At 59.1% G+C, this 25,954-nt stretch carries 20 protein-coding genes; 4 read left to right on the forward strand and 16 right to left on the reverse strand.

Features of this window, described 5'->3' with window-relative positions; translation table 11 throughout:
• Positions 1–162: 162 nt before the first annotated feature.
• The 5 genes from RDA78_RS28550 to RDA78_RS28570 form a co-directional block, all read right to left on the reverse strand.
• Positions 163–1,386: a tyrosine-type recombinase/integrase gene (locus RDA78_RS28550; protein WP_434053121.1), complete on the reverse strand. Its 1,224-nt coding sequence runs from the start codon at positions 1,384–1,386 to the stop codon at positions 163–165.
• Between the two features lie 838 nt (positions 1,387–2,224).
• Entirely contained in the window at positions 2,225–3,124 is a 900-nt protein-coding gene (locus RDA78_RS28555) for a hypothetical protein (RefSeq protein ID WP_434053122.1), read from the reverse strand.
• Between the two features lie 270 nt (positions 3,125–3,394).
• Positions 3,395–5,524 carry a hypothetical protein gene (locus RDA78_RS28560; RefSeq protein ID WP_434053123.1) on the reverse strand — a complete coding sequence of 710 codons (2,130 nt, stop codon included), beginning with the start codon at positions 5,522–5,524 and terminating at the stop codon, positions 3,395–3,397.
• Positions 5,525–5,541: 17 nt separating this feature from the next.
• On the reverse strand, positions 5,542–6,672 hold the full coding sequence (locus RDA78_RS28565) for a phosphatase PAP2 family protein (protein WP_434053124.1): 1,131 nt from the start codon (positions 6,670–6,672) through the stop codon (positions 5,542–5,544).
• Between the two features lie 22 nt (positions 6,673–6,694).
• Positions 6,695–8,335 carry a hypothetical protein gene (locus RDA78_RS28570; RefSeq protein ID WP_434053125.1) on the reverse strand — a complete coding sequence of 547 codons (1,641 nt, stop codon included), beginning with the start codon at positions 8,333–8,335 and terminating at the stop codon, positions 6,695–6,697.
• A 143-nt stretch (positions 8,336–8,478) separates the two neighbouring features.
• Here RDA78_RS28570 and RDA78_RS28575 point away from each other — a divergent pair, with 143 nt between their 5' ends.
• Together RDA78_RS28575 and RDA78_RS28580 are read left to right on the forward strand one after the other, a co-directional pair.
• A complete protein-coding gene (locus RDA78_RS28575) occupies positions 8,479–8,679 on the forward strand; it encodes a hypothetical protein (protein ID WP_434053126.1) in 201 nt (66 codons plus the stop codon).
• A gap of 308 nt (positions 8,680–8,987) precedes the next feature.
• Positions 8,988–9,827, forward strand: a complete 840-nt coding sequence (locus RDA78_RS28580; RefSeq protein WP_434053127.1) for a transporter substrate-binding domain-containing protein — start codon at positions 8,988–8,990, stop codon at positions 9,825–9,827.
• Here the strand turns inward: RDA78_RS28580 and RDA78_RS28585 are convergent.
• Positions 9,821–10,669, reverse strand: coding sequence for a sterol desaturase family protein (locus RDA78_RS28585; protein ID WP_434053128.1), 849 nt, complete (start codon positions 10,667–10,669; stop codon positions 9,821–9,823). The genes RDA78_RS28580 and RDA78_RS28585 overlap by 7 nt on opposite strands.
• Positions 10,670–10,815: 146 nt before the next feature.
• Between RDA78_RS28585 and RDA78_RS28590 the strand changes: the two genes are divergently transcribed.
• A complete protein-coding gene (locus RDA78_RS28590) occupies positions 10,816–11,463 on the forward strand; it encodes an alpha/beta family hydrolase (RefSeq protein WP_434053129.1) in 648 nt (215 codons plus the stop codon).
• 4 nt (positions 11,464–11,467) lie between these two features.
• On the opposite strand, the gene RDA78_RS28595 is transcribed toward RDA78_RS28590, so the two are convergent.
• The 5 genes from RDA78_RS28595 to RDA78_RS28615 all read right to left on the reverse strand — a co-directional run bounded on the left by RDA78_RS28595 (position 11,468) and on the right by RDA78_RS28615 (position 19,601).
• Complete coding sequence (locus RDA78_RS28595) at positions 11,468–14,866, reverse strand: efflux RND transporter permease subunit (protein WP_434053130.1); 3,399 nt, start codon at positions 14,864–14,866, stop codon at positions 11,468–11,470.
• A gap of 15 nt (positions 14,867–14,881) precedes the next feature.
• The gene (locus RDA78_RS28600; protein WP_434053131.1) at positions 14,882–16,312 is read right to left on the reverse strand and encodes an efflux RND transporter periplasmic adaptor subunit; all 1,431 of its coding nucleotides are present in this window, start codon (positions 16,310–16,312) and stop codon (positions 14,882–14,884) included.
• Between the two features lie 176 nt (positions 16,313–16,488).
• On the reverse strand, positions 16,489–17,463 hold the full coding sequence (locus tag RDA78_RS28605; RefSeq protein ID WP_434053132.1) for an Hsp33 family molecular chaperone: 975 nt from the start codon (positions 17,461–17,463) through the stop codon (positions 16,489–16,491).
• A 12-nt stretch (positions 17,464–17,475) separates the two neighbouring features.
• Positions 17,476–18,405 (reverse strand): ornithine carbamoyltransferase, encoded by a 930-nt coding sequence (gene argF / locus RDA78_RS28610; protein ID WP_434053133.1) that lies wholly within the window; start codon positions 18,403–18,405, stop codon positions 17,476–17,478.
• A complete protein-coding gene (locus tag RDA78_RS28615) occupies positions 18,402–19,601 on the reverse strand; it encodes an aspartate aminotransferase family protein (RefSeq protein ID WP_434053134.1) in 1,200 nt (399 codons plus the stop codon). The genes argF and RDA78_RS28615 overlap by 4 nt, the downstream gene beginning before the upstream one ends.
• Positions 19,602–20,126: 525 nt before the next feature.
• On the opposite strand from RDA78_RS28615, the gene RDA78_RS28620 reads away from it, so the two are divergent.
• The gene (locus RDA78_RS28620; protein ID WP_434053135.1) at positions 20,127–20,660 is read left to right on the forward strand and encodes a GcrA family cell cycle regulator; all 534 of its coding nucleotides are present in this window, start codon (positions 20,127–20,129) and stop codon (positions 20,658–20,660) included.
• A gap of 118 nt (positions 20,661–20,778) precedes the next feature.
• Here RDA78_RS28620 and phoB read toward each other — a convergent pair whose 3' ends face one another.
• From phoB to pstC, 5 genes are all read right to left on the reverse strand, one after another.
• Positions 20,779–21,477 carry a phosphate regulon transcriptional regulator PhoB gene (phoB, locus tag RDA78_RS28625; protein ID WP_319386220.1) on the reverse strand — a complete coding sequence of 233 codons (699 nt, stop codon included), beginning with the start codon at positions 21,475–21,477 and terminating at the stop codon, positions 20,779–20,781.
• A 67-nt stretch (positions 21,478–21,544) separates the two neighbouring features.
• On the reverse strand, positions 21,545–22,243 hold the full coding sequence (gene phoU, locus RDA78_RS28630) for a phosphate signaling complex protein PhoU (RefSeq protein ID WP_434053136.1): 699 nt from the start codon (positions 22,241–22,243) through the stop codon (positions 21,545–21,547).
• A 31-nt stretch (positions 22,244–22,274) separates the two neighbouring features.
• Entirely contained in the window at positions 22,275–23,072 is a 798-nt protein-coding gene (gene pstB, locus RDA78_RS28635) for a phosphate ABC transporter ATP-binding protein PstB (RefSeq protein WP_434053137.1), read from the reverse strand.
• An 11-nt stretch (positions 23,073–23,083) separates the two neighbouring features.
• Entirely contained in the window at positions 23,084–24,433 is a 1,350-nt protein-coding gene (gene pstA, locus RDA78_RS28640; protein WP_434053138.1) for a phosphate ABC transporter permease PstA, read from the reverse strand.
• Positions 24,433–25,905: a phosphate ABC transporter permease subunit PstC gene (gene pstC, locus RDA78_RS28645; protein WP_434053139.1), complete on the reverse strand. Its 1,473-nt coding sequence runs from the start codon at positions 25,903–25,905 to the stop codon at positions 24,433–24,435. The genes pstA and pstC overlap by 1 nt, the downstream gene beginning before the upstream one ends.
• Between the last annotated feature and the right edge of the window lie 49 nt (positions 25,906–25,954).

Raw genomic sequence — 25,954 nt, forward strand, 5'->3', positions numbered from 1 at the left:
ACGTCCCGAGTGCCCCTATCCAATGATCTAGCTTCTTGCGGAGAGAGTACTTCCCCGGTTGTGGAGGACTTGGAGCGACTTTTCTTGATTTTAAGACTATTAAGTTTCTCCAATTCTAGCGAAAATCCGTCTGGCAACCAGATTTCGTAGGAGATTGGCGACTCATTCATTTTTGCCCATCGCCTCCTCATCCTCATCCGGGCGATTATTTTGCAGCGCCGCCGATATGCGACCGGCGACCTTTTCTGACAACTCTCGAACGGGGTGGTTGTCTCGATTGGCGTATCGGCTTGTCATCGCTAATGTTCGGTGGCGCAGCATGTCCCGAACCATGAACGCGTTTGCTCCCAGTTGACCACCGAAGGTGCCAACCGTGTGTCGAAGATCATGCAAACGAACATCGTGAAGTTTCGCTTTGGTCCTCAATCTGTCCCAACAGCGACGTATCTGATGATAAGGTACGTGTTCCGCTGGATTTGTTGGCATCGGCAGAATCCAAGGAGATCCCTTAACCCGCGGCAGGCCTTGCAGAATGTCAATCACATGGCCGCTCACTGGGTGGGAAAGGCGCTCACCCCCCTTAACCCCAGGAAAAGCGACAAGCCCATTGTTGAAATCAACATGCCGCCATTCCAACGAGAGCACCTCCGAGGTGCGCGCGCCGCTGAAGAGGAGAAGACGCACCGCTGCAAGGTGGATCGGGTGCTCGCTGTCGCCTTCTTCGGCAGACCGCAGTGCCTTGCCGAGGTGCGTTATGTCTTGATCGGAAAGAAACCGTTCACGGACCTTTTCTTTGTGCCTTTGCACACCCGCGACCGGGCTTTTTCCTTCCGGGCGGGCGCCCCATTCTTCCGCTTTGGCGAAAACACTACTTAAGACAGTGAGAACGTTGTTGGCTTGCCGGCCCTGCCCTGGTACAGACCTGTGCAGCTTGATGATGTCCTGTTTGGTGACCGCAGCGATCAAGAACGACCCCAGAGCTGGACGAATATGGGTCTTGATCAAATACCGCCAAACTTTCGCAGTGCTAACGGCAAGGTTTTCGGCGATGTGCTCCTTTTCAAATCGATCAAGGAACTTGGATACAGTCTCCGCATCTCTTCTGGTCTTTCGCTCCGCGGATGGGTCGGCGCCCCGAGCGACTTCGGCAAGTAGCTGACGAGCGATCTTCCTGGCTTCATCTGGTGCAAGCATCCCGTGCTGACCGATTGAAAACTTGCGCGTTCGGCGGCGGGAATTCCGATATTGGATAAAATAGGTCTTGGTTCCGCTGGGTTTGACACGAACTCCGAAACCGCGAAGGTCACCGTCCCAGAGCATGATCTCTTTTTCACCCGCGTGCACAGCATCGACAGCTCGTTTGGTTAACCTCTTTCCCAGTCTCAATTTTGGTCCTCAAATTTAGACTTTAGGCTTCAATTTTGGCGTCAGGCTGATGAACCGCCGGGAGTCTGCCGCCCGCAGCCAGCCGACGTTTTTGTACGGTCCCTAAAACAGTCGTTGATCATCTCTACGTGTATCCCAAAGCGTGCGTGCAAAAACGCGTGTATCGATTGCAGAGAGAGCTACTGGTGAAACGTCGGGGTATTTTCACCCGTCTTATGTGCGACGCCCAATACGGTCCCTTATCCAAGAGGCTGCAGCCTAGAAGCGGAATTTGATATCGACGCGTCAAACTGTCTCTCACATAGTTGCAAACAGCAAATGGACAGCGGTGCAACTGCATTCTGCCAAGTGTTTCCTCAACACCAATCGGATACTTAGACAGTATGGACAGCATGAACGGCATTTCTCGGCAGTTGTCCTAATGCCACGCTTCGATCTCCCACGATGTTTGGCTCCCAAAGGCTTTTGTCTGAGTTTAACGGGGAAGCAATAGGGAAGCATAGGGAAGCAAATCAACACAAGGCTCATCGCAATCAGTCGTATTACGATACATAGAATTTATATATTTTCCAATATTTTATCGATCTCTAGCGCATTTAGTCGAAATACGGTCTTAAGCTTCCCAAGCTTAAGACGAGGGTTCGATTCCCTTCACCCGCTCCAATCCCAATGGCAGAGCAGCACCTTCTCTATTGCTTCCTCAAAAAAATAAGTGGCGGAGAAGATCTCCGCCACCGATTAGAACTAAAAAGCAATGTATGTTCAAAGGTCTGGCGCTTCGGGGCCGGATGGCCCGTCGGCAAAAAGGTCTTGTGCGGTTGCCCGCGAAACGAGTGCGTCAGACGATGGGATATCCATCGATCAGGTTGCGGTAAAAGCCCGCAATGTCTTTGGACGCATCCAGGTCGGGATGAAATTCATCCGTCCAGCGTCCGCGAACCACGTTGCGAATGTCGACCACCGTCACATTCGGATGGGCATCGTCGACTTCCTGCAGGAAGCCGTAGAACCGGTCAACAAGATAGGCAAGGATCGCGTGGATCAGGTCCCTGTCTGCCTCGAAGCGGAAGTTGCGCTTGATGAACGGACGGCCGAACCAGGGCCCGTCACTGTGGGCAACGGGATAGTCGTAGCCATGCACGAGAAGCTGGGTGCGCGGAGCGTTCGCGTTAAGGTAACGCGCGATCTCGACATAACCGCTTTTCAGCCTCTCCAGGATTTCCTCCAGTTTTTCCATCTGGAGGAAGTCCTCGGGATCGTCGGATCCGAACCCCGCACTCCGGTCCTTGAGCAGCTTGGTCAAGGCACAGCCACCGAGAACCTCGTCACCTCCGCCGGAAAACACGAGATAGTCGTAGGCGCCCCTGTCGACATGCACACGGAAGGGCTTTTCGGCCACGACGTCGTCAAAGCTGTGCCCCGGCCAAGCCGAGCTTGCGGTCTCGTAGTAGCCTTCCAGAATATCGAAAAACGTCCTGTTGTATCCCAGGTAGCGGGAGACCTCGATCACGACGTTGATCCATGAATCGCCGCCGGCGCAGACGCGCAACGGTGACCGGCTGATCCTGATCGGATGCGTGTCCTCTCCCTTGCCTGAAGCCGACCACTCGGCAGCAACCTGTACCTGGCTCAAAGGCGCTCGCGTATCGTCAAGAACATGATAGGCAAGACATCTGTTCGGATCCTTTTCGTACCGCGTGTTGTTCAGGACTGTCGCTTCCAGGATATCAGCGTACATGGCTACCTCCTAAGCATGGTCGGTTTGCGCAATGAAAAAGAGAAACGGCAGATCCCGCTCACTTTTTCGAGTGCGAACCGCCCCTACCGGTCCGCATCAACGCAGTCTTCCCGATCCGCTCAGATCCCCACTTGAGTGCGTCGTTGATGAGTATTTTTCTACAATATTCAACGTCTTCACGCGCGTGAGAAAAGCGTGAATTCGACACAAGGCAAAAAGAAAGGCCCGGTTAAAACCGGGCCAAACAGTAAACCTGGTGAATTTATCTGTTCAGATTATAAGATATCTGCCAAAGCGCGCACGTTCGTCATCATTGAGGCTTGGCAATTCGAGCTTTTTCAAGATCGGAATATAATTTTCTGCTTCCGCATTCTTGACATCTGCGTCGGAACGCGTCGCGAAAGCTTCCGACATCCGTCTCGCAACAAGCGGGGCCGCGACACTGGTTCCCTGCACCGACGCATAGGAACTGCTGCGCGTCCCGGCCGCGACGATACCCGGACTGATGTTCGATCGGTCGGCCGGGGCCGCACAATCAACACTGCCAACCGCGTCACCAGCGCCCGACTTGCCGGCCGAACTGAAGCTCGATGCTTCTATTTCTGCATTTCCCGGCAACGCTCCGACGCGCGGCACTGCCCCGGAAACCACCAGAGTGGTCACACCCGTCGCCATGCCATTGATGCTGCCGAAGCGTTTGACATAGCTTTCGGGCCGGTCGATGTCTTCCCCGCTGCCCCTGTCGTCAAAGAGACGATAGCCGTTATCGTGGAGATAGCTTTGCCGGGAGCCGGTAAGAAAAGCCTCCAGATCAATGTCTCTTTGCACCCACAAATAGATCGGTTCATGGTCGGAAGGCGCCGCCGAGTCCCGTTTCAGCCAGACTTTCCAGTCACCGGCAGGCGCCGCCGCGAGGGTGGCGTCGTGCGGCTCACTCGGAGCGAGCGCGATCAGAACGCGCCAGCGCCCCGATCGCCTGTGGTTGTCAAGACTGATCTGCCCGATCGCATCGCCCGGACCGGTGCGGATGGTCTCGAAGTTTCTCGGATCGCCGTGCTGGTATGCCGGATCCGGCTGCAGCACGAGACCCGCCTTCACCTCCCCGAACGGGCTCGCGACCTCGATGCCAAAATCACCGGGATCGAGCTGATCCGGGAACCAGATCTCAAGATAATTGGATGAACGGTCGTTCGGTTGAACTCTCCAGGTAAAGTCGAACGTGCCGGAGCCGAGGTCTTCGGCCCTGATTTCGCCGTGGAGACGATCCAGGAACGTGTTTCCCGATGGAATGACAATCGCCGTTGGCCTGCCCAGTTCCCGGCGCTTTTCGACCAACTCGTCAATGGCAGCTTCCAGTTCTCCCTTGCCGTCGTGTCGGCCGGCCGAAAACCCGTAGCTGATGTTGATGGTCACGCGAATGTCCGGGACGCCGTAGCCGGCTGCAATCCGCTCCGCACGTTCAAGGATGTAGTGCACGGCGGACAGCATATACATGTCCTTACCGAAGCTGGAAGTATCCCAACCGTAGGTGTTGGGAAGCTGCACGGCGATGAGACGGGTCTCTTCAGGCGGAAGATCGCCCTTGTCCGGGTTGGCGCCCGCGGCGATATCCATGACATTTGCGCCATGGGTCGCAAGACGCCTTATGGCTGCACCTGACCCGAATTGCCGCTGGGACGCGCCCGCCTCTTCGTAAAGCGCGTCCTCGTCACCGCCGTGAATGTGAACGAGCTGCTCAATATCCCCGCGGGTCAGCTCGCAGCCGAACAGCACACTAGGGGTTTCGTCCGCGTCCCGCTTGTGTGCCGATTGCAGCCAGCAGAACTCCAGCCGGCTACGCTTTCCGTCTGCAGCCCGGAAATTCCGGTGTGCAAACGGAATGCCGTCGTCGATGACCGCCAGAACGTTGAGCGTCTTGCTCTGCAGATCCGCCGCCTGAACCTTTGCATCGGGGCTCCAGTCCGGTCCTGATGGCAATCGGTCCTCGAGCCGGTGCATCGCCGTTTCCTCCACTGGAAACGCCAATCTGAAGCGCGCATCCGTAGCGGCTGCAGGCTGCAGGGCTTCACTCAGATTTAGGGTGAGGCAGTCCGGCGCGATGTCGCCGCCTGAGCGGTTCTCAACAACGATAGGCCAGAATTTCAGGGAAACATCGTCCGTCCGTCCCCAAATCGTGGGGAGCCACATTCCGCGCTGGCCTTCGGCTCCGCCCGCGAGCGCGTGCGGATTTTTCGGCTCGGGGTGCTCGGCCAAGGCCGTCAGGAAACGGACATCCTTGCTTCGATAGACCGGAAAGGCGTAGTCCTTGCCTATGCCGAAATTCCAGGCCTCATAAGGTCCGAGATAGTTCCGGAGTGCGACGATCTGGTCCTGACCGCCGTTTGCTGTGATGTCGGCCATGATAGAGGTGCCCCTTCTCAAAGATCATACTCATCGACCGCTCTTTTCCAGAGCCACTCGAACTGGTTGCTCTTGTCGATCGCGCAGAGCTGAAGTTCTGTGACACCGTGTGCTCCCCATTTGGCCGGCACGTAGTCCGAAACCATGAAATCTGAACCCGCATGTGCCTCGTATTTCAGTCCGCGCATTTCCGTTTGCGCGCCACACTTGTTCAGAACGATCTCGCCAACCATCTTACCAAGCAATGCTCCGGCCCAGCTGTCGACTGGGTAATGCACACCGGCAACTGTGCGGCTGACCGCAATGCGTTCCGCCTGTTTGCGCAATAGGTTCTTACGCTTTTCCTTGTCCGGGTAGTGTGTGCCGGACGCATCGATCAGGCCTTCCAGCATGCGTACAACGGCAAAGGCCTCGGTCGCATGAGCGCTCGGGAAGCTGCCGTGCGCCGGTGTCGGGATCATTGGAAGGATCTCTGCCCCGATACGGTCCGGACGCCGGATCGCAAGATGATGTTTCACGATCATGGCCACATGCGCAGCGAGGACCTGCGTCAGGGTGATCAGTTCAAGCGTGTTGTCGTTCCTGCCGGATATGAGACCCAAAATCATTGCAAAATACGGGGTCGGGAAACCGAGCTGCGACGTGATTTCAGCTGTCCGCTCCGGGCGCTGATCCATATAGGAGCGTACCAGATCCAGCTGTTTGTCGAACAAGTCGCCATCGGGACGAACCACGGAGAAGAAGGGATGCACATGGCCGCCGCCATGCGGCCGGTATGACAGTGTGACTTCTTTGCTGGTGCCGTCCCTCGTTTCCCAGGAAAGCTCGCTCATGAAATCGCTCAGATAGAGCGATGCCCGGACCCAGCCTGCCCATTTCCCGAGGTTTTCGCTCGATGAAAAGTCGATTTCGCGGGATGGATGGGCCGCGCCGGCTCCGGCCGCATGAGCAATGGCCTGTGCGCTGGTTTGCAGCCCCTGTATCGTCAGGGAGTCCAGTGCGCCACCGCCGCCGATGAAACCGCCGAGGCCAGTTGCGTTGAGACCAATTCCACCGATACCGCCTATACCACCGATGCCGCCAATGCCCCCGATACCGCCAATGCCACCAATACCACCGATACCGCCAATTCCGCCGAAATAGGCCATTTATACCCCCTAGAATTCCTCGTTAGAAACCAACCGCGCGCAAGGCGCGCATTGCGTTTTGACCAACCTGATAATCGGCCGCCGGATGCGCGTTCATGTAACCTTCAACGGAGAAGGTCGGCTGTCTGCGCCGCAATTCGTCCGCGACTGTTGTTGCTTCTGCGGTCCTGTCAAGGAAATGAAGAGCAATGATTTTTGCGCGGAGAGTCGACAGATGACGCTGGTTCCTCTCCAGCGAACTGTTGGCGAATTCCAGTGCCTTTTCGTAGTCTTCGGACGCCAGATAAGCCGTTGCGCTCAAACAGTCATAGAAATACTTGAAAGGATCGATGGGAGACAGCTTGCGCGCCTTGTCCGCGGCGTGCACTGCCTGGCTGCCAGAATCCTGAAACGCGTATAACGCGCTGCGCAACAACCAGGACAACGCTTCATTCGGATTGTGCTCAAGCGCATTCTCGTAACGGGTTGACGCTACATCCAGGCGGCGGAGCAGGTTGTTGTGCGCGAAGCCGTCAATGGTCATGCAGAACGCGTTTTCAGGATCGATATCCAGCGCCTTCGAGGTGCTCCCGACTGCGCTCTTGGTATCCTTGGTGGGGTCCGAACTCCATCCATTGACGACGCTGAGCACGTGCCACTTCCCACGCCAGGCGTGAACCTCCGCCGAGCGCGGCGATCTCCTGAGTGCTTCGTCCAACAGTTCGCGTGACTTTGCAAAGTCCCGCAAGGTCGAGCGGTGCATGAGACTGACACTTGCCATCAGCAGCTTGTGGTCGGCGATTTCGCTGATCGGGCGGCCGCGCACATATCGCAAGGTGTCGGACGCGATCGCATTTCCGACGGATGTCACGATATTGGTGAGACCCAGACCTGAGGCGTTGATAAACTCGGCCTGCTTGCCGCTGAACTGGCGGGTCCAGAGAATACGCCCGGTCTCTGCATCCAGAAAGTCGACATCGGTGATCACCTCGTCGCCAAATTTCCGGATGCTGCCGGCAACACAATAGTCGACCGCCAGCTTCGTGCGAATGGCTTCGATATCAATCCTGCGCCCCGCAAGGGCGCGGCTTGAAAAGTGAGATATGACGGCAAGCAGATTCGTCCGCGACAACGACCGGCAGATCTCTTCCGCAAACCAATCTCCGAGCATTGACAGTTCCGGATTGCTGTCAATGCTCAGAAGTGGCATGACCGTTACGGTCGGCACGGGGGGCCTTGGCAGAGATGACGCCGGGTTCCGGAACAGCGCATGCACCTGTTCAGGATTAGCCCTGACCGCGTCTCGCCAGGCCTCGAACAGCGGCGCCGGAACATCCAGACCTTCAAGGAAAGTCCCCTGACCCGGCTGGCCGGCAAAAGCGACGTTGCCCAGATCGAGCGTGACTTCCGAATTGTTGGTCGTGATCAGCTGGTTGTAGTACGGTCCCATCGCCGACTTGATGTCGGACAGGGCTCGCCTGAGGCTTTGCCTGCCTGTGTCGTAGCAGGCGGCGCCCCAAAGCGTTTCCTGTAGGAAAGTCCGGCTCCTGCAGCCATGCGGCGCAGTTGCAAGCAGCGCGAAGATCGCGCGATGCTTCTTACCTGTGATCTCGAAAGCGCCGGGCTCAAGGGAACGGACGATACAGGACCCGAACAAGCTGATTTCCAGTAACTTCGCGTGCATGCCCCATCGCCTCGAGAAAAATACGCATTCTATAGAACAGCACTTATAGCCAGTATCCAACCACTTCACACTTTTTTCACGCTCGCCGAAACCCATCTCCAACTAAACTCACGGCGTGAGGAACAGAACCGTGAGCAGGAAAATTGTCAGAAAAAAACCCTATTATTGACGACGTTTCGGATGTTGTTGATTTCTTCCTGGCTTGGAACAATCATCGTGCAACCGTGTTGAAAATCTCGGAAATGGACCAGCTGGACAGCGAGCAGAAGAAGACGCTTCACTGGCTCGTCAAGATGGCGGACAGGGTCAGCCTGACCGATCTGGAGAAGGATGATCTGCATTAGGGCATGCAGGAACTCCTCGACGAACGGTCACGGCTTTAAGCCGCCGGTATCACTGCAAACGATCCAACGCCACGCAGCCTGAGTGTCGCGGGGCTCCGGTCACGTTTGTGCCAGGGAACCGACAGTTCTGGTCAGGACCGCGGCTGACACGGCTTTGTCGAGGCTGAAACCCGCGCCGCATTCTCATTTTGCTCACAGGGCTGAGTTTGCGGTATCATGTTGACTAGGAGAGGTGACTCGCGCAGAAAGTTCTGCGCGTTCCATCATCCGATTGCGGAAAATCAAAACGGTTTCAGATCCAGTATTCCATGAAAATACACCCGGTCGCGTTCCTGCTCGCGCTTCTATTTTCCTCCCTCGTGCCCGCGCAAGGTTTTGCGCAGGACGAGGGCGTGCGCGTGCCCAATTTCTGGGACCCCAAGGCAGTCAGCGACCGGCCGAATTCCATACCGGACAAGATCCAGTTCCTGGCAACCGACAACTATCCGCCCTTCGTATTCCGGGACCCGCAGGGCCGTCTGACAGGTTTCAATGTCGATCTGGCGCGGGCGCTGTGCCAGGAACTCGGCAGTTCGTGCGCGCTTCGGATCAAGAATTTCAACGTTCTCCTGTCCGCCCTCGATGAAGAGGAAGGGGACGCGATCATCTCCGGCCTTTCACGGGGCCTCCCGGCGACCCGGCGCCTCAACTTCACCGATGACTATCTGAAGCTGCCTGCGCGCTTCGTGGTCGCGGAAGACAATGCCGAGAGCTTCAATGAGCAGGCGCTCAACGGCAAGACAATCGCGGTGGTAACAGGGTCCCGATACGAAGCCTTTGCAGAACGGTTCTGGCCGGAAGCCGAGATCCTGGGTCTGGAAAGCGTGTCAATGGCAAGAGACGCCGTGAAGACAGGGGAGGCCGATGCCCATTTCGGGGACGGGTTGAGCCTGGCTTTCTGGCTCCCGAGCGAGGCGGCCGCGTCCTGCTGCGCGTTTGCCGGCGGCCCCTGGCTGGAACCCGGCTTCTTCGACCGGGGCATGGCCATCGCAACGCGCCCGGAAGACACCGAGCGTGCAGCGGCCCTCAACTATGCGCTGGCGCAGCTTCAGCAAAAGGGCATCTACCGCGAACTGTACCTGCGCTATTTTCCGCTCAGCTTTTACTGATTGCTGCGCACATCCATTGCGCCGGGTTTTTCGGACTTCGTCTTCGAATTGCCCAGGAACGGTATCGCGAGGCTGAAGGGCAACTGATGGGCTTTCGGCGTGAGCGGCGCTCCGAGGCCGATTTCCATGCCGTCATGACCTTTTTCGGGCTGGTCGACATAGGTCCCGAACATCCTGTCCCAGATCGACAGGTAAAAGCCGTAGTTGCTGTCGGTCTCCCGCCGGATCACCGAGTGATGAACCCGGTGCATATCCGGCGTGACGATGACCAGACGCAAAAGCCTGTCGAGCCATAAGGGCAAGCGGACGTTTGCGTGTCCGAAGACGGCGGACGCGTTCAGCACAATCTCGAAAACCAGAACCGCCTCGACTGGCCCGCCCAGTGCAACAATCACGAGCCCCTTCCAGACGAAAGACAGCAGGATCTCGATCGGATGGAACCTGAGCGCCGTGGTGGCGTCCACTTCGCTGTCGGCGTGATGGACGCGGTGAATGCGCCAGAACACAGGGATCTTGTGGGACGCCACATGCTGGCCCCAGACGGCGAAGTCAAGCGCGAAAAACGTCACGATGCCGGCGAGTACCCCCGACCAGCCAAGCAGTCCGAACAGACCCCAGCCATTTTCCTGCGCCAGAAGTGCGAGCCCCACGCCTCCGATCGGAAAGATCAATCGCACCAGAATGGAATCCAGCAGGATCAGGCCCCAGTTGGTCGGCCAGCGCTTCAGACGCCCGTTTTCCAGACGCCGGCGCGGCAATCCCGCTTCGAGCAGGGCCATGACCAGAAAAATTCCGGCGAAACAGGCCATGCGTACCTGGTTTACGTCAATCTCTTCAAACATTCCGTCTCGTGTCCGCCGGGCGGCAAAGCGCCTTGCCAAGGTCCGGAAGGCGCGTTAGTGCATCTTCCGACCGGGGCCTTTATTTCACCTTTCGTGAAAATATAGCCCACACTCTCAAAAAAGAAGCTGCGACAGATCACATCACCATGAGCAACTTACTCTGGACCCGCCCGGAAACCGAACCCGCAGCCACCCTGCTCATGGCGCACGGCGCCGGTGCGCCGATGGATTCTGCCTTCATGGAAAAGCTTGCCACCGCTCTCGCCGCCGAAGGTATTGCCGTGGCGCGGTTCGAATTCGCCTATATGGCCGGACGCCGGACCGGTGGCCCCAAAAAGCCACCCCCGCGCGCGGACCGCCTGATCGGCGAGTTTCAGACCGCGCTTCAAACTCTTCTGACAGACTGTGCCGGCCCGCTGCTCCTTGGAGGCAAATCGATGGGCGGGCGCGTCGCCGCAATGCTGGGCGGCGGCGGATCTCTGCCTCAACGGGTTGGCGGCATCTGCTGCTTCGGTTATCCGTTTCACCCGACCGGCAAACCAGATGCCGAATGGCGGTTATCGCCATTGCAGGAAAGCAAGCGGCCGGTTCTCATCCTCCAGGGAGACCGGGATCCGTTCGGGTCCAAGGCGGAGCTCGATGAGGTGGCTCTACCGGACGGCGTTTCCCTGACCTATCTGGAAGACGGCAATCACGATTTCGGCCCACGCGGAAAATCACCGGCGACACTGGACGGCAACATCCAGACCGCCGCACGCACCGCGGCGGCGTTCGCCGTGTCACTGCAAGGCTGATTGCCTATTCTGCCGGTGTGACGCTCCGGCCGTTTCCGGGCAATGCGTGCTGGTTTCGGCGTCGGCTCAGGAAGATGACCCGGCCGATATCATCGCCGATCATGACAAGCGCCGGGACAAGCACCAGAACGAGCGCGGTTGCAGTGGCCAGACCGAACACGATCGTGATGGCCATGGGCAGCAGGAACTGCGCCTGAAGGCTGGTTTCGAACATGAGCGGCAACAGCCCGCCAATCGTCGTCATCGAGGTCAGCAACACAGCGCGAAGGCGATCGCAACTGGCACCGATTGCCGCGGCATCCAGATCTTCCCCTCCCGAAAGACGCTCTTCAAAACGCGCGACAAGAATAATCGAATTGTTCACGAGAATGCCGGCCAGCCCAAGCAGGCCGATCATGCTGAGTATCGTCAGATTGAAGCCCATCAGGTAGTGCCCGACAATCGCGCCGACGATGCCAAAGGGGATGATCGACATCACCACGATGGGTCTTGAATAACGGCCGAAGATCGCTGCCAGGATGATGTAGATACCCGCCACGGCCATGAGAATGCCGGTCAGGAGATCGGAAAACGCGTTCGACTGTTCTTCCGCCCGCCCGGCGAAGGAATATTCCAGACCGTATGTCTGCGACAGCGCCGGCAGGAATTCCTTGCTCAGCTCGGCGATGATCTCGTTGTTCGAGGTGATCGTGCTGTCGACATCGGCAACGACTGTAACGACGGTGCGTCCGTCCCGCCGAAGGATGACGGAAAAGCCCTGCGCATCGGTCAGGTCGACGATCTCCGTCAGTGGCACAAATTCGCCCGCGGGCGTGCGCAGGGACAGCTGTCTGAGAGCCGCCGTCCCGTCTGAATCAAACACCTGTTTGACCCTGACGGAAACCTCCTCGTCTCCTTCGGCAAAGCGCCGGGCTATGTTGCCCTCAAAGGCGTTGCGGATCTGCCGGGCGGCGCTTTCGACCGTGAAGCCGAGCGCCCGGCCTCGCGGTGTCAGTTCGACAAGCAGTTCAGGCTTGCCCCATGGGAGATCGTCTTCCACGGCACTCGTTCCCGGGAACGCGGAGAGCTCCTCCTGGAGTTCCTCGGCGGCCGCCTTCAGTTCCTGCAGAGACGCGCCTGTGAGGCGGATATCGAGATCCCGACCCGGCGGACCGCCGCGCCTTTCGGCGACTGCGACGCGGGCCGCGCCGGGAATTGCCGGCAGCGCTGCGCGCCATGCGCGGACGATCTCGGGCGTGCGGACCGTGCGTTCTTCCGAGCGGCTCAGCTGCACGGAAATGTTGGCGACGTTGTCGCCGCGGTTGTTCCCTGCCTGCCCGAGGGTCGCATAAGTCGCCACGACAAGCGTCTCGCCGTTGTCGCGCGTCAGACCGGCCTCGGCATCCCTGAGCGCCTGCTCGATCCTTGCAATGCCTTCGATTGCGTCTGTTTCCGGAATGCCCGCATGGAAGAAAATGGACGCGATCAGGTTTTCCGCTTCCGGAGACGGGAAGAAGGTGAAGCCAACGCGGCCTCCGCGAACGAGTCCCACCGCCAGAACCATTGCCGCAATCGCGACGGCGAGCGTCACGTAACGCCAGTGAACCGCCAGGGAGACGAAGGCGCGGAACGGGTAGTCGCGTATCCAGCCGAAGCCCGTGTCGAACCCGCGGCGGAACCAACTCGGTCTGTCCGGCTCCTGTGCTTGCTGCTTCCTGCGCCGCAACGCCATCAGCAACGTCTCGAATGCCAGTGCGGCCAGGAAACAGACACCGATGACGATCATCTCGAACACGACCACGCCCGTGACATCCCTCAAGGCGCGCAGGGGATCATCAACGACATCAAGATAGGGCGGCACGGAGATGTCCGGCTGCGCAACAAGCGCGCTGAGGAAGAAGGCCGGAACGCCGGCGACGATCACGACGCGCCACCAGCTCCATCCGGGCCTGCTCCCGAGCGCATGGGACAGGTGGCCGGGCAGCACTAGAAAACACTCGATCAGCGAAGCAATCACGACCGCGATCACGACAATGGGCAATGTGCCCATGATCTGGCCGAGCACATCGCCGATCAGGAGGATGGGAAGGAAGGCTGCGATCGTTGTCAGGCTCGCCGCGAAAATCGGTGCCAGCATCGTGGTCGCGCCGTTGACGGCTGCTTCATCAGGACTGTCGCCCATGCTCAGCCGCGTTGCCGTATGCTCGCCGACGACAATCGCATCATCGACAATCACGCCCAGCATCATGATCAGCGCGAACATGGAGATCATGTTGATGCTCTCGCCCATGAGCCACATGATCCCGAGGGTGGCCATCATCGCCACCGGGATACCGGCGGCAACCCAAAGCGCGATCCTGGCATTCAGGAACAGGAACAGGATCGCAACAACCAAGACAAGGCCGGTCAGACCGTTCTCGAGCAGAAGCGTTATCCGGCCCTTCACGGCATCCGCGCGCACGTCGTATTTCAGGATTTCGAGGGTCTGCGGCAGCTGTTGCGAAATCTCGGCGAGATAGTCATCAACGACCTGCGCGGCTTTCAGCGTATCGGTTTTCTCGGTTCTGAGAATTTGCAGTTCGATCGCCCGCGTTCCATTTGAAAAACCCTGGTTCTCGCTGGAATCGAAGTCCCGAACCACGGTGCCGATATCGTCGACCAGTGTTTTCTCGCCGGATGCAAAGGACTTGACCTCGACCCTGCCGACGGCCTCCGGTGAACGGTCTTCCGAGAGGGCACGGATCTGTCTTTCGACATCGCCGTCCAGATTGCCTGCCGGCACGTCGATCGTGTTTCCGGCGATCTGACCTGCGACATCGGAGATGGTCAGGTCCAGGCGCCTGAGTTCGCGTTCCGGGATCTCGACCAGATATTCCGGTGCGCGATAGCCATAGAGTTCTACCTTGTCGATCCCGCGCGCGAGCAGGTCATCGCGCATCTGGCGCGCGAATACCTTCAGCGCCTGCTCCGAAAAGGGGCCCCGCAGCGCGATCGTTGCAACGCCATCGGTGAACGTCGACGCCGACACGACCGGTGTTTCGGACTCAACCGGCAGGGTCGTGACACCGGAGATCGCCTGCTCCACGTCCGACAGTGCCTGCTGCATGTTGGTGCCTTCGATGAACTCCATCTGCACCGATGCGGCCCCTTCGCGGCCGTAGGAGACGATCTCGTCCAAACCGTCGATAAAACGCAGTTCCGGTTCGATCACCTCAAGGATGTTCGTCGTGACATCCTCAGCGCTCGCACCCGGCCAGATGATCGACACGGATATCCGGTCGGTCTTGACGGTCGGAAAGAACTGGGTGTTCAGTTTTGCCAGTCCGTAAGCCCCGAACAACACCATCACGACCATGATGAGATTGGCCGCGTTCGCATGCCGAACAATGAGCTCGAGAAAGCCTCTGGACTGGATCTGCCTCATCGCCGAGCCCTCCGTCTACTGCGCGTCGGCGTTACGATTGCCCGCCGTTTGCGCGGGATCGCTTCCGGTCCGGGACGATTGTGTTTCTGCTGAAGACGCGGCCACGTCGTTGACCAGCAGCCCCGCCCCTGCCTCGGGTATGCGTGTCGTCAGGAGGGTTTCGCCTGGCTGAAGATTTCCTCTCACCAGAATGAAGCCATCGTCGATCGCCAAAGCTTCGACTTGGCGCGGTTCAAGCCGGTTGTCCTTGACAACATAGACCGTGCCTTCGCCGTAGTACCCTGTTTCGGGGATGCGGAAGCTTTGCAGATAAGTCTGGTCGGGCAGTGACACTTCGACGAATGCGCCGGGACGCAGAGGGACTGCGGCGTCCGTATTGTCGATTGCGGCAATCAGCTCCACACCGCCCCGCGTGCTGGCGACGTCGGCGCCGACACGGGTGACCTTCGCCGGATAGGTCACCGGCGTGTTGCCGAGATACCAGGTCACATCTACCGGGCGGCCGATGACGGTTCCGCTTTCTGCAAGCAGACGGCCGTACTGATTGTCTGACAGTGTAAACCGGACTTCGAATTCATCACTGCTGTAGAGCGAAACCACTGCATCATTGACGCTCACCAGACGACCGGGTTCGGCGGCTTCTGTGCGCACAACGGCATCGAAAGGAGCTCTCAGGATCGTATTGTCGAGCTGACGGTTTGCGTTTTCCAGGCCCCATTCGAGGCGCTTGACCGCCGCCGTCTGCTGCACCACCTTGGCTTCCTCAAGCGCGAGCGAGTTCTGGCGCTGCTCAACTGCCTGCTGGCGCTGTGAGACGAGCAAGCGCCTGTCGTCAACGGTTCGTTCCGTGACCGCGCCGCGTCCGATCAGTTCCTCGGCGCGCTCCAGATCCCGCTGTGCAAACTCAAGCTGTTCCTGAGCCCTGACGACATTGGCTTTTTCAAGTTCGACGCGGCCTTCGCTTTCAACGAGCCCGGCGTTGGCCTCGGCCAGATTGGCTTCCGCCTCGGTCACGGCGCCCTCGTAATCAAAGCGATCGATTGCAACCAGCAGATCTCCTTGTGAGACGTGGCCGCCGGCTTTCAGATCGGGATGGACCTCCGTGACCTCTCCGCCGACAAGCGAGCGGAGTTCGACTTCGCGCCCTGCGGCGGTTTCACCGAAGACGCGGATATCGGGCGCAAAGTCGCCCTGCTCCAGAACCGTCGTGACGACAGCGTAGCTGCGTTCCTGGATCGGCCGCTTGGCAACATCCGGTTTTGTCGCCACGAGCGTCTTCATGCCCATGAACGCGCCCACCAGGATCGCGAACGCGATCAACGCCTGCAGCAATGCTTTCAGGATCAGCATAACCCGTCGCCAGCCGTTGCCCGGCTGCGGACCGGCTGGGGGAAGGAATTCGGAAACCGGTTCCTTTCCCGGTTCCTGAGGCAAGGACTGCAACATTGTCAGCGTTCCGGACTACGGTATCTCGATCGGGCATATGAACTGTGCGCTTGCAGTTAGATTTACTTCGCACTGCAAAATTCAAGTCCCGCATACGCCCTGGCACGCAGGATGACACCTGCAAAATTGTAACGAAATGTGTCTGAAGACTCAAAATTGTCCCATTTTTCGGGACATCAGCGCTCGAATTCGTATTTCGCGTTGCAGAACTCGCAGGTTACCTCGATCCTGCCGTTCACGGTCACTGCCTCTATTTCTTCCGCACTGAAGCCTGCCAGCACACCTTCGATCTTTTCGCGCGAACATCGGCACTTGTCCGCCAGCGGCTGCGGATCGAACAGGCGTACACCGCGCTCATGGAACAGCCGGAAGAGCAGCATCTCGACACTAACTTCCGGATCGGTCAGTTCATCATCCTGAACCGTATCCACGAGCACCTTGGCCTCGACCCAGGCATCGTCTTCTTCCACTTCATGCGGAACCGTGCCTTCCGGCGCATCTCCGGGATCGATATCGGCCTGCCTCTGGCGATCCGGAGCTTCGGGCAGAAACTGAATGAGGACACCGCCAGCCGTCCAGGTCCTGGCGTGCCCCTCCCCTTCCTTGCGCGTATAAAGTTCGCCGACACCAAGACGCACTTCGGTCGGGATCTGCTCCGATCGCTCGAAGTAACGCCGTGCGACCTCCTCGAGCGAGATACCGTCAAGTTCAACCAGACCCTGGTAGCGTTGCATGTGCTGCCCCTGATCGATGGTCATCGCCAGATGACCGTGACCAAGCAATGCCTCCGGTGTCGCCTTGTCGGCCGCCATCAGGGCCTGGACGCGATCGTCGTCGAAGGTTGCACATGCCCGGATCGCATCGGGAAACGCGAAATCCACGACCAGCATGGAAACCGGGCCCTCGGTCTGGGTCTGCAGCGTGAAGCGGCCGTCGAATTTCAGCGATGTCCCGAGCAAGCCGGTCAGCACGATCGCTTCCGCCAGGAGCCGCGAGACCGGATCCGGGTAGTCGTGCCGTCCGAGAATGCCGTCCAGAACAGGTCCGAACGCGACGGCGCGTCCGCGCACATCCAGTTCCTCGACGGCAAAGGGCCGGACAGCGTCCAAACCTGCGGCTGCGATACCCAGTTCTTCAAGTTTCAATGCCACGTCGGCTTTGCCTCAATCCTTGCCGAAGCACCACGCCAGAATACCCTTCTGGGCGTGGAGCCTGTTCTCGGCTTCATCAAACACCACCGAATTGGGGCCGTCCATGACCTCGGACGTGACTTCCTCGCCGCGGTGCGCGGGGAGACAGTGCATGAAGAGCGCATCGCCATTTGCTTCCGACATCAGGCGTTCGTTGACCTGATACGCGCTCAAGAGGTTGTGGCGCGATTCAGACTCGTCGTCGCCCATGGAGACCCAACAATCCGTGATCACACAGTCGGTTCCCTTGACGGCCTCATATGGGTCTGTCGTCAACTGAATGGAACCCCCCTTGGCGCGTGCGACGTCGATCAGGTCCTGCGGCGGTGCAAGTTCACCCGGAGTTGCTATCCGCAGTTCGAAATCGAAACGCGGTGCTGCATGGATCCAGGACGCCAGGACATTGTTGCTGTCGCCCGTCCAGGCAACGCTTTTGCCCTGGATCGATCCGCGGTGCTCTTCAAATGTCATCAGATCGGCCATGATCTGGCACGGATGCGAGATCTTGGTGAGGCCGTTGATCACCGGAACGGTCGCATGCTCGGCCAGCTGGTTGAGCTCGTCATGGTCCAGAATCCGGATCATGATGGCATCAACGAAACGGGACAGAACCTTGGCCGTATCGCTGATGGATTCCCCACGTCCAAGCTGCATCTCTGCGCCGGTGAGCATCAAGGTTTCGCCGCCAAGTTCACGCATGCCGACATCGAAGGAGATGCGCGTACGCGTGGACGGCTGTTCGAAGATCATCGCGAGCACCTTGCCGGCAAGCGGGCCTTCGCCCGGACGGACGCCGTTGCGGGTTGCCTTGATCTTCTTGGCGGTCTGAAGGATGGCACGCAGTTCGTCGCCTTCGAACTGCGTGAGGTCGAGAAAGTTCCGGTAAGATCCATTCGCGGTCATTCGGCCGCTCCTTCCACCAGCTTCGCTTCAACGGCCTGAGCAGCCTGTTCCAGGCGCTCTACCGCTGTTGCTATCTCCTCTTCAGTCATCGTCAACGGCGGCATGATCCGAACGACGTTGTCCCCGGCAGGCACCGCCAGGAGGCCCGCCTCCCGGGCGGCCGCGACATAGTCACCCGCAGGAACCACACACCTCAGTCCAAGCATCAGGCCGATACCGCGCACCTGGTCGAGAACCTTCGGATGCCCGTCCACAAGGCCGGCAAGTTTCTGTTTGAAACTGAGACCCTTCTTCTGGACATCCTCCATGAAGCCGTCCGCTAGGATCACGTCCAGAACCGCGTTGCCGACCGCCATGGCGAGCGGATTGCCGCCGAAGGTGGTTCCATGGGTCCCAGGTGCCAGTGCGGTTGCCGTTTCGGCGGTTGCAAGGCACGCACCAACGGGAAATCCACCGCCGATACCCTTTGCGACCGCCATGATATCCGGACTGATGCCTGCCCATTCGTGCGCAAACAGCTTGCCGGTACGGCCGACGCCGGTCTGGATCTCGTCGAATATGAGCAGGATGCCCTGATCGTCGCAGATCTGACGCAAAGCGCGCAGGAAGTCCGGCTGGATTTCGCGAATGCCGCCTTCACCCTGGATCGGCTCAATGGCAAGTGCGGCCGTCTGAGGGCCGATGGCAGCTTTCAGTGCGTCCAGATCACCGGCAGGCACCTGATCGAAGCCCGGCGCCTTAGGGCCGAAGCCTTCCAGATACTTCTCCTGACCACCGGCCGCGATCGTGCCGAGCGTACGACCATGAAACGCGCCTTCGAAGGTGATGATCTGGTAGCGGTCCGGCTGACCGTTGTCGAAATGATACCGGCGCGCGCACTTGATGGCAGCTTCCATCGCTTCGGCGCCGGAGTTCACGAACAGGACCTTGTCCGCGAAACTTGCCTCGGCAAGCCGCCGCGCCAAACGTTCTCCCTCGGGCATCTGGTGCAGGTTCGATACGTGCCAGAGCTTTGCCGCCTGATCCTGCAGCGCCTTGACGAGATGCGGATGGCTGTGACCACAGGAGTTCACTGCAATGCCGGAACCGCAGTCGAGGAATCGTCGGCCGTCGGTCGTAACAAGCCAGACACCTTCCCCGTGATCGAATGTCAGGTTCGATCTTGCGTAGTTTCCGAATAGTGCAGTCGCGGACATAACCTCGTCTAACTCCCTAGAGCGTTCTGCCTGCCGGTCAGGGCAAGCCAGGGGCTCCTTGCGTTTGGTTTCAACCGGAAAACGCAGCCACCTTTTCCGGCCGCTCATTCCCGGATCTGGAAAAGCTTATCCTCGCAACGAAACCTGCGTTTCGCACCGATGCATCTCAAGGGTGAAAATAAGCCAAAACGCAACGTGCCGCCCCGAAGAGGCGGCACGTTGCGCTCTTCTTATACACCGTCAGCACGGTGATCTGTCAATGGGCCGCGGGCGCGAGCGCTCCGAAACCGGATTCGTAAAATTCCCGAAGAACTTACCATAACTGGGGAAAAGTCAGTTCATCCCCAGTTGCTTTGGGCGCAACGGTTGCCTGCCAAATTAACGTTATTGTAACCTTTGGCCTATCAGACACGAGATCTCGTGTCACAAACCATCCAGAGGCACAAGATATGCCATACTGGGCGTGTGGGTTCACGTCCTGACGGGAACTATTGGCTCTTTGGGCCAAACAAAAGGGTGCGGGCAATGAGTTGGACGAACGAACGGGTTGAACTGCTCAAGAAACTTTGGAGCGAAGGCCTGAGCGCAAGCCAGATCGCAGGTGAACTCGGCGGCGTGACCAGAAATGCCGTCATCGGAAAGGTGCACCGGCTCGGGCTGTCCGGGCGCGCCAAGACGTCCAGCACGGCAGGAAAGCCGCGCCGACCGCGGGCTGCTGCTCCAGCGGCCGGTGGCGCACCTAAGAAACCAGCCAGCCAGCCGCAATCAATCGGTGCGACGGCGCTCAAGATGGAGACCTCCCCGGCACCGGCGGCCGAGATAAAGCCGCGCCTGGAACCCGTGCCCGAAATGGTTGTCCCAATTTCCGAGCGGGCAACCATTCTGACGCTGACCGAGCGGACCTGCAAATGGCCGATCGGGGACCCGGCGACGGACGATTTTTACTTCTGCGGCCGGCAGTCGGATCCGAACGTGCCCTATTGCACCTATCACTGCAAAATCGCGTATCAGCCTGTCGCCGACCGGCGCCGCGACCGCAAGGTCGCCCAGGCTTCCTGAACAAGTCTCGCGGTCTTTGCCACGCCGCAGCAATCAAAAGCCTATTTAATAAAATACCCGCTGCTTCAGCGGGTATTTTTACTTCAGAAAAAGGGTCTGGTGAAGGCCCTCGACCGTCTCAGCTGGCAACCGAAAACTGGTCATTGAACGCATAGCCTGCACCACGGACCGTTCGGATCGGGTCCTTTGCCTTGCCGCGGTTCAGTGCCTTGCGCAGGCGTCCGACATGGACGTCCACGGTGCGCTCATCGACATAGACATCATGGCCCCAGACGCCGTCGAGCAACTGCTCGCGCGAAAACACGCGTCCAGGCGATGTCATCAGAAACTCCAGCAGGCGGAATTCGGTCGGTCCCAGGTGGATCTCCTTGGTGTTCCGGCGCACGCGATGGGTTTCCCGGTCCAGTTCGATGTCGCCTGAACGCAACATGGTGGACACGACTTCCGGGCTTGCGCGGCGCAGGATCGCACGCACGCGGGCCATCAGCTCCGGCACCGAGAATGGTTTGACAACATAGTCGTCGGCGCCGGTGGACAGCCCGCGAATGCGTTCGGCTTCCTCGCCGCGCGCCGTCAGCATGATCACCGGCAGGCGCTCAGTGTCTTCGCGCGCGCGCAGGCGCCGGCAGAGTTCAATTCCGGAAAGCCCCGGCAGCATCCAGTCCAGCAGGAGAAGGTCGGGCAGGCTTTCGCGCAGACGGATTTCCGCTTCGTCGCCACGAACACAGGATTCCACCTGATATCCTTCGGCTTCCAGATTGTATCTCAAGAGAAGGCTGAGAGGTTCTTCGTCCTCAACGATGAGCACCTTCGGCATTCAAACTAGCTCCGATTGTACCGGCCGGCATCAAAGCGCCGGCCAAAATTCAATCCGTCTTTTCTGCTCAGACGGTACCTGACATTTCGTCGACTTTTTCACGTTCTTCGGGCAGGCGCTCACCGGTGACCATGAAGTAGACGTTCTCCGCAATGTTGGTCGCGTGGTCGCCAATGCGCTCGATGTTCTTGGCGCAGAACAAGAGGTGGACGCACTGCGTTATGATGCGCGGGTCTTCCATCATGTACGTGAGCAGCTCACGAAAAAGGGACGTATAGATCGCGTCCACTTCCGCGTCGGCTTCCTGGACGCGGCGTGCGGCTTCCGCGTCCCGGCGCGTATACGCGTCCAGAACCTGCTTGAGCTGGCTTAGGGCAAGCTCGGTCATGTGCTCAACACCAATGGCCAGTTTCTTGGACTGGAGATTGCTGTCGATCGCAATCGCGCGTTTGGCAACGTTCTTGGCAAGGTCGCCGACACGCTCCAGATCATTGGCGATGCGGCTTGCCGCGGTGATTTCGCGCAGATCCTGGCCCATGGGCTGACGGCGCGCGATCATTTCGATGAGTTTTGCCTCCACCGCCTGGTGCAGCGTGTCGAGACGTTCATCGTTTGCGACCGTGGCTTTTGCAAGCTCGTGATCCTGAGAGACAAGGGCTGCGACCGCGTCGGCAAACGCGCGCTCCGCCAGGCCGCCCATTTCGGCGACCTTACCGGCCATTTCCGTCAGTTCCTCGTCATACGCCGAGACAATGTGTTCAGACATCCTGTGTCCCCTTCCGATTTCGGAAATCAGCCTAGCCGAAGCGGCCAGTAATATAGTCCTGAGTGCGCTTGTCTTTCGGATTCGTGAAGATGTCCTCGGTCAGACCTTCTTCAACCAATATACCGAGATGAAAGAACGCGGTGCGTTGCGAGACACGGGCGGCCTGCTGCATGGAGTGCGTCACGATGACGATCGTGTAGTTCTCGCGCAGCTCATCAATCAGTTCCTCGACCTTCGCCGTTGCAATCGGATCAAGGGCCGAACAGGGCTCATCCATCAGGATGACTTCCGGGCTGACCGCAATCGCCCGCGCAATATAGAGGCGCTGTTGCTGGCCGCCGGACATGCCGGTTCCAGGCTCGTCCAGTCGGTTCTTGACCTCTTCCCAAAGGCCGGCCTTCTGCAGGCTGGAGGAGACGACATCGTCGAGTTCAGCCTTGTTACGGGCGAGACCGTGGATGCGAGGCCCGTAGGCGATGTTGTCGTAGATCGACTTCGGGAACGGGTTCGGCTTCTGGAACACCATGCCGACCTTCGCGCGAAGCTGTACCGGATCCACCTTCGGGTCGTAGATATCCTCGTTGTCGATCTTGATCGATCCTTCGACACGGCAGATGTCGATCGTGTCGTTCATGCGGTTGATGGTGCGCAGGAACGTTGACTTGCCGCAACCGGACGGTCCGATGAAGGAGGTCACGGACCGCGGCTGGATCTCGATGTCGACGTCCTTGATGGCGTGGTTCTCGCCATAAAAGACCTGCACCTTGTTTGCGGAAATCTTGCTCTCGGTCATGTCTTTCGCCTGTTCAATGCTCGGCATTTCATTCATCGCATCAGTCCTTACCAGCGGCGCTCAAACCTGCGGCGCAGGATGATCGCGAGAATATTCATTGAGAGAAGGAAAACCAGCAGGACAATAATTCCACCCCAGGCTTTTTCGGTAAAGGCGAGGTCCGACCGGGCTGCCCAGGTGTAGATCTGCGCCGGCATCGCCGAGTTGGGCTCCGTGAAGCCGGCGATGAAGCCGTCCGGGTACCCACGCGCGACGAAGCCGACCATCCCGATCAGGAGCAGTGGCGCTGTCTCGCCCAGGGCCTGCGCGAGACCGATGATGGTGCCGGTCAGGATACCGGGCATTGCCAGCGGCAATACATGGTGGAATGTCGCCTGCATCTTGGAGGCTCCGACACCAAGCGCCGCGTCCCGGATGCTCGGCGGAACCGCCTTCAGCGAGGCGCGCGTCGAGATGATGATCGTCGGCAATGTCATCAGCGTCAGAACCAGCCCGCCAACCAGCGGCGCCGATTGCGGCAGGTGCATGAACTGGATGAAGACCGCCAGACCAAGAATACCGAACACGATCGAGGGCACGGCGGCGAGGTTCGATATGTTGACTTCAATCAGATCCGTGAACCGGTTCTGCGGAGCGAATTCCTCAAGATAGATGGATGCGGCCACCCCGATCGGGAGCGACAGGAACAGCACCACCAGCATCATGAAGAAAGACCCGATCACAGACGCTCCGATGCCGGCGGCAGAGGCGTTGTCCACGCCTGCGTCGGCGCCGGTGATAAACGGCCAGTTGAACACGGTCTTGATGACGCCTACCTCGACCAGATTGTCGACGACGTCAAGGTCCGATGACATGAGAAAGCGGCTGTCGGTCATGCTCTCGCGGGTGATCCGGCCGCTCATATAGCCGTCGACCCTGGATGATGCCGCCAGATCGAAACGGACCGGTTGGCCCAGCTGGTCCGTGTTCTCCCGGAAAAACGTGCGGATGGTGCCACCCGGCTTGCCGACGATGCGTTCGATGGCTTCCGGTTCAACCGGCGTCTCGATGCCGCTGTCCTGCAGCTGGCCAGACAGGGCGTTGATGAAGATCTCCTCATAGGCCCTTGTCTTGAACAGCGTGCTTTCGGCGGCGTCGTACTGTTCCTGGGTCAGGGTGAACTCGACCTCAACGACCGTGCGCGAGAAAGCCGGGATGCCCTGCGAGATGATGGCGTATGCCAGCACCACAAGGAAGAACAGCCCGATCAAGATGGCCGTGATGCCGTAGGCCTGAAAGCGCTTTTCGGCGGCATTGCGCTTGCGTGTCAGGTCATCGAGCGCGTAGAGCGACTTCGGCTGCATCGGTGCTTTTTCAGGCGATACGGAAGTCTCGGGAGGAAGTGTTGCGTCGGTCATCAGTCATACTGCTCCCGGTATTTGCGCACGATGTAGAGTGCGACAATATTGAGGCCCAGGGTTATCACGAAAAGGGTCATGCCAAGCGCGAAGGCCACAAGCGCGACAGGGGACGCAAAGTCCGCGTCACCGGTCAGCTGACTGACGATCTTGGCGGTGACAGTCGTCATGGCCTCGAACGGGTTGAGGCTGAGGCGCGCGGCCGCACCGGCACCGAGGACCACGATCATCGTTTCACCGATGGCTCGCGAGGCCGCCAGCAGGATCGCACCCACGATACCTGGAAGCGCGGCCGGCAGGATCACCTGGCGCACCGTTTCGGATTTGGTTGCGCCAAGACCGTAGGATCCGTCGCGCATCGCCTGGGGCACGGCGTTGATGATGTCGTCCGAGAGCGAACTCACGAAAGGGATCAGCATGATGCCCATTACGAGACCCGCGGTCATGACCGCTGTTCCCGCCTGCATGATCCCGAGGCCTTCGTTGCCGAAGACGGACAAGAGCAGCGGACCGACCGTCAGAAGAGCGAAGAGACCGTAAACGATGGTCGGGATGCCGGCCAGAACCTCGAGCAGAGGTTTGGCGACAGCACGCACCTTCGGCCCAGCATATTCCGACAGGTAGACCGCAGCGAAAAGACCAATCGGCACAGCGACGAGCAGCGCGACGATGGAAATATAAAATGTGCCCCAGAGCAACGGCAGGATGCCCAGCTGAGACGAGCTGCCGCGTCCGGAGAAACTCGGCGACCACGTCAAACCGAAGAAGAAGTCCGAAGCCGGGTAGAGCCGGAAAAACTCCCAGGTGTTGAACACCAGCGAGAGCACAATTCCGATCGTCGTCAAAATGGCGATGGAAGCTGCCGCGATCAGGATCGCCTTGATCCCCTGCTCAACCACGTTTCGCGCACGGAACTCTGCGTTCGTCTCGCGAAGCGCCCAGAAGGCGGCGAAGAGCGCGACCAGTACAACGGCAACCGACATGATCAGATTGCCGGTCGAATTCAGGATGCGGTAGCGCTGCGCGGCCCGCAGGATCGGCTGCGTGATTTCGGACGTGACGATCTGACCCGCCTCTCTGAGGCGCGTGCTGATGTCGGCGAAGTCGGCGCGTGCGTTGCGCGCGAATTCTTCCGTCATTGCCCCGGTCGCGACGGCATTGTCGAGGCCTCTGGCGGCACGGCGCACCTCGGCAAGAACGAGCCCGCGCGAGGATCCCTCCTCAATCGCGGTTTCAGGGATCATGTCGGAAATGACGCTGTTAACGTAAATTGGCTGCGCAAGCAGCCATACAATGAGGAGCAGGAAGGCAGGGACAACCACCTTCATCGCGACGTTTGCCCCGTAATAGGACGGCAGGGAATGCAGAGCCGAAAGCTCTCCCCCGGCACTGGACAAGGCCCGCGACCGCCCGAGAACGTACCCCACCGCAGCGATGGCTAGCACGATCAAGATGAGCCAGAACAAAGGCATTTGCTCCCCCGGATATGTAACGAAAAGAAAAAAGAAAAAGGGGCGGCGG

Source organism: Roseibium sp., from assembly GCF_051016195.1.
Taxonomy (GTDB): domain Bacteria; phylum Pseudomonadota; class Alphaproteobacteria; order Rhizobiales; family Stappiaceae; genus Roseibium.

Bases quoted from the DNA above. Each gene is read 5' to 3' on its own strand.
- RDA78_RS28600 (WP_434053131.1), bottom strand. From the start codon at position 16,312: ATGTTGCAGTCCTTGCCTCAGGAACCGGGAAAGGAACCGGTTTCCGAA.
- RDA78_RS28560 (WP_434053123.1), bottom strand. From the start codon at position 5,524: ATGGCCGACATCACAGCAAACGGCGGTCAGGACCAGATCGTCGCACTC.
- RDA78_RS28570 (WP_434053125.1), bottom strand. From the start codon at position 8,335: ATGCACGCGAAGTTACTGGAAATCAGCTTGTTCGGGTCCTGTATCGTC.
- RDA78_RS28620 (WP_434053135.1), top strand. From the start codon at position 20,127: ATGAGTTGGACGAACGAACGGGTTGAACTGCTCAAGAAACTTTGGAGC.
- RDA78_RS28555 (WP_434053122.1), bottom strand. From the start codon at position 3,124: ATGTACGCTGATATCCTGGAAGCGACAGTCCTGAACAACACGCGGTAC.
- phoB (WP_319386220.1), bottom strand. From the start codon at position 21,477: ATGCCGAAGGTGCTCATCGTTGAGGACGAAGAACCTCTCAGCCTTCTC.
- RDA78_RS28615 (WP_434053134.1), bottom strand. From the start codon at position 19,601: ATGTCCGCGACTGCACTATTCGGAAACTACGCAAGATCGAACCTGACA.
- RDA78_RS28580 (WP_434053127.1), top strand. From the start codon at position 8,988: ATGAAAATACACCCGGTCGCGTTCCTGCTCGCGCTTCTATTTTCCTCC.
- pstA (WP_434053138.1), bottom strand. From the start codon at position 24,433: ATGACCGACGCAACACTTCCTCCCGAGACTTCCGTATCGCCTGAAAAA.
- RDA78_RS28585 (WP_434053128.1), bottom strand. From the start codon at position 10,669: ATGTTTGAAGAGATTGACGTAAACCAGGTACGCATGGCCTGTTTCGCC.
- RDA78_RS28590 (WP_434053129.1), top strand. From the start codon at position 10,816: ATGAGCAACTTACTCTGGACCCGCCCGGAAACCGAACCCGCAGCCACC.
- RDA78_RS28565 (WP_434053124.1), bottom strand. From the start codon at position 6,672: ATGGCCTATTTCGGCGGAATTGGCGGTATCGGTGGTATTGGTGGCATT.
- pstC (WP_434053139.1), bottom strand. From the start codon at position 25,905: ATGCCTTTGTTCTGGCTCATCTTGATCGTGCTAGCCATCGCTGCGGTG.
- RDA78_RS28595 (WP_434053130.1), bottom strand. From the start codon at position 14,866: ATGAGGCAGATCCAGTCCAGAGGCTTTCTCGAGCTCATTGTTCGGCAT.
- pstB (WP_434053137.1), bottom strand. From the start codon at position 23,072: ATGAATGAAATGCCGAGCATTGAACAGGCGAAAGACATGACCGAGAGC.
- phoU (WP_434053136.1), bottom strand. From the start codon at position 22,243: ATGTCTGAACACATTGTCTCGGCGTATGACGAGGAACTGACGGAAATG.
- argF (WP_434053133.1), bottom strand. From the start codon at position 18,405: ATGACCGCGAATGGATCTTACCGGAACTTTCTCGACCTCACGCAGTTC.